Annotated in this window: 2 protein-coding genes; both read right to left on the reverse strand. The window is 62.8% G+C overall.

Going from position 1 to position 3,443, the window contains the following annotated elements:
* On the reverse strand, nt 1-1,091 hold a 1,091-nt coding region (locus ACYVDE_RS17815; protein ID WP_460502900.1), incomplete at its 3' end, for a hypothetical protein.
* A gap of 306 nt (nt 1,092-1,397) precedes the next feature.
* On the reverse strand, nt 1,398-3,443 hold a 2,046-nt coding region (locus ACYVDE_RS17820; RefSeq protein ID WP_460502901.1), incomplete at its 5' end, for a hypothetical protein.

Consider the following 3,443-nt stretch of genomic DNA (forward strand, 5'->3'; position numbering starts at 1 on the left):
GTGTCGCGGGCGGCGTTGAGCACAAAGCCCGGATTGGGCGCCGGCGCGTGCTGGCAGTAGGCGGGCACCCACGGCGCCCCCAGCCCGGCAAAGCGCGTGAGCAGGCCCAACTGGTCCGGACTCGTGAACCCGTTCACGGTGCGGTACACCTGCCGTGACCCAGCCATCGTGAGGGTGCCATCGGCTTGTAAAGCCGTTTGCTGCAAGGCAATATCTGATTCAAAGTAGGTTTCCCACACCATCGTTGCGCCAGTGCTGGTCCCCGCATACTCCGCCAGATACCCGGCGGTAGGGTCGTTGGGCATATGGTTACGAACCCCCGTGACCAGGTAATGCCCGTTGGCCAGCACCTGCACCCGTGAAAGGCTGCAATTGCGGCCCGGCGCGGGCAGGCCCGAAATACGCCGCTCCCATTGCAGCACGCCCAGGCTGTCGAACTTGGCCAACGACCCGTTGGCTACTGGATAGCTGTTGAAGACCGGCAAATACTGGTCGATGTACACAATGCCGGCCACCACGTAACCCCCGTCGGGGGTAGCCTGCACGTCCTGCGGCTCGTACTTCTGCGAGATGGTGCCGAAGTATTCGCTGGCCATGCGCACGGTGTCCCCGTTGGCTTTCAGGCGCTGGGCCCAGCCGCTGCGCACCACAATCAGCCCCGGCGGGTAGGGCGCCTGCCAGGCCCGCCCCTTCTGCCCCACCAGCACGTACGAGCCGTCGAGCAGCTGCGCCATCGCCGCCACGGTTAGTCCGTCGGCTGCGGGCGTGTTGCCCGGATACTGCCGCTGCCATACCAAGCGCTGAGCTGAATCGAGCCGCACCACTTGTGCGTTGAACAGCCCGTTGTAAGAGCCTTGCACGTAAGGTAGCTGATTCACAGTTTGCGCCCACAGCGCCCCTCCCCCAGACAGCGGCAGTAAGGGAGCCGGCCCGCCTGCGCTGCGGTAGGTGGGCAGGTAGCGCAGCCGCGACTGCCGCCAAGTGCCCAGTGAATCGGCCCGCACATAGAAAAAGCTAACGTTGTAGGAAGTCGGTGTAGCCGCTGAATCCAGCGCGCCGGTCAGCAATACATCGCCTCCCGGCAAAGGCAAAACATTATTTAAGTAAGGCGTCGCAACATATTTTTTGCGCAATAGCGTGTCGCCTGATGTGTTGAAGCGCCAAAGATTACCCAGTTTGGAGTATCCAGGAGAGGGAGCGTTGGCGCTGTAGCGTTGGCTTGGGCCAATCGCCAGCAGCCGAGCAGCACCGAACTGTTGAACCTGACTGAACCCGTTGCTGGCACGAAATCCATCATCGAATAACCGTTGCCACACTTGCGTGGGTTGAGCCGAAGCCACGGAACAGAAAGCTGCTCCCAGCACGGCTGATAGTAGAAAGCGTTTCATGGGCTTCGGCTATTGAATTACCAATCGTTGGGCAACCGTTGGCCGCCCATCAACAACCAGCGCATAATGGTATAGGCCCGCTGGGTAACCAGCCAGTCTAAGGTCATAGTACCGGGCGCTGTTACTCACCGGAATAACGGCCACAATCCGGCCGTTCATCGCCTCACGCACCACTAACTTAACATCGTGGGCGGTAGTAGGCACAGTATAGCCAATGCGCACGGTGCCCGCAGCCGGGTTAGGCACACTGGCCTCTACTTTAGCCTGGGCAGTCAGAACCGCCGCTTCCGTGCTTGGCCCTGCCGCCCGTGGCAACCCATTTGGCGTTAGGGGAGCACAGTCGGTATTATTATTAGGATAGTTTACCGTATTCCTAATCGGTGGTAGTTCAACTGATGAGTTACTCAGCGGCTGCACCGTGTTTGCCCAGTAGTCGTCGTAGGTATTATAGGTGAGGGTAACGCTGCCATTGGCATTATACAGCGCATAGAATCCTCCTTTTCCGGCTCTTGCGTCATCAAACCGGTTTTTCAATATCGCAGGATTGCCAGAAGTCGCCGAAGGGTCGGCCAGCGTCACGTTGGCGTCGGCCTCCTGGTAAATGCCGTAGCTCACCCCGCCGCGCTGGCCGGCGCTCACGCCCCGCTCAAAAGTGTTGCAGCTCACGTAAACCTTACCCGTGGGCTGCGGGTGGGTATAATTGTCGAAGGGCACCGGGTTGTAGCCCTTCTCGCACTGGCTGAACAGGTTGCCGCGCACCTCCGTATCGGCATTGCCGTTGCGTAGCCCGTGGGCAATGCCCACAGCCAGCCCGGTAAAGGTGTTATCGAGCACCTGCGTCAGCCGCTGGCTGGCAATGCCGATTTGCCGGGGGCGGTAATTGCCGTATTGAAAGGTGAGGTAGGGGCTGGTGTCGGGCTGCTCGAACACGCAGCCGGTGGTGACGGCGGTGCGCACCAGCAACGGGGCCAGGGCCACGGTTTCGTGGGCGTGCAACGTCTGGTTGTACGTAGCCAGCGTCTGCGTTACCTGGCTGGTGGCCGGCAGCGCCAGGCCCTGCGGAAACGTGAACCGCGTGCCCGCCACCGTCAGCTGCGCGCCGGCATACGACGTGTTATCGCGGCTCACCACCCCGGCTAGGTAGATGTCGGCCAACTGCCCGCCACTGATGCCGAGCTGCGGCGGATTACCGGGCAGCAGCTCCACGCCCAGCAGCGCGTGGCGCAGGCTATTGCCCGCAAACTGCAGGCGGGCCGCATTGCCCCACACGCTCACGTGGCACTGGCTCACCCACGTGTCGGTGCCCTGCGGCTGGTAGGGCGCCTTCATCAGGCCCGGGTCGGCGTCGAACACGCAGCTGCTCAGCTGGTCGCTGCTGGCCGCGGGCAGCGTGTGGTAGTCCAGGTAAATGCTCGTGTAGTTGTGCAGAAAATCCATGTGGTCGAGCGTCAGCGCCGCCGTGGTCGAGTTGGTGAACACGATGCCCTTCTGGCTGTGCAGCAGGCGGGGCCGCAGCGTGCCCACGGCGCTCGCAAACAGGCCGTGGTTACTGCCGTCGTGCTGCACCCCGCCCCACTGCTGGTCGCAGGCGGCCGTAATGGTGCCGCCGTCCAGATACAGCTGCGCATCGTGGAGCACCACCTCGGCGCCCGGGTCCATCAGCAGCACGCTGCCGGTCGGCAGGTGAAACGCGGTATTGCTGAGTGTGAGCGAACGACCCGCCACGTGGAAATACGTACCGGGCGGGTAGGGCCGGAACGGGTCGCCGTAGTAGGGCGGCAGGCTGCCGTTGTAGTCGTAAGTATCGTTGAGCTCCACGATTTTGTAGGCCGAGGCGGTGCTTTGCTGGCAGCAGTCGGGGCGCACCACAATCGTGATGCTGTGCTCGGTGGTACGCCCATCAGCCACGATGACGACGCTGTAGGTCGTGGTTTGCAGCGGGTTCACCACCACCTGCGCGCCGCCGGTGGCCGAGAGGGCCTCGTCGGGCGTCCAGGTGTAGGAGGCGAACGGGCTGGTCGTGCCGGCGTCGGCCGTGAGCACGGCCGAGCCGCC

The sequence above is a fragment of the Hymenobacter agri genome (genome assembly GCF_054778495.1).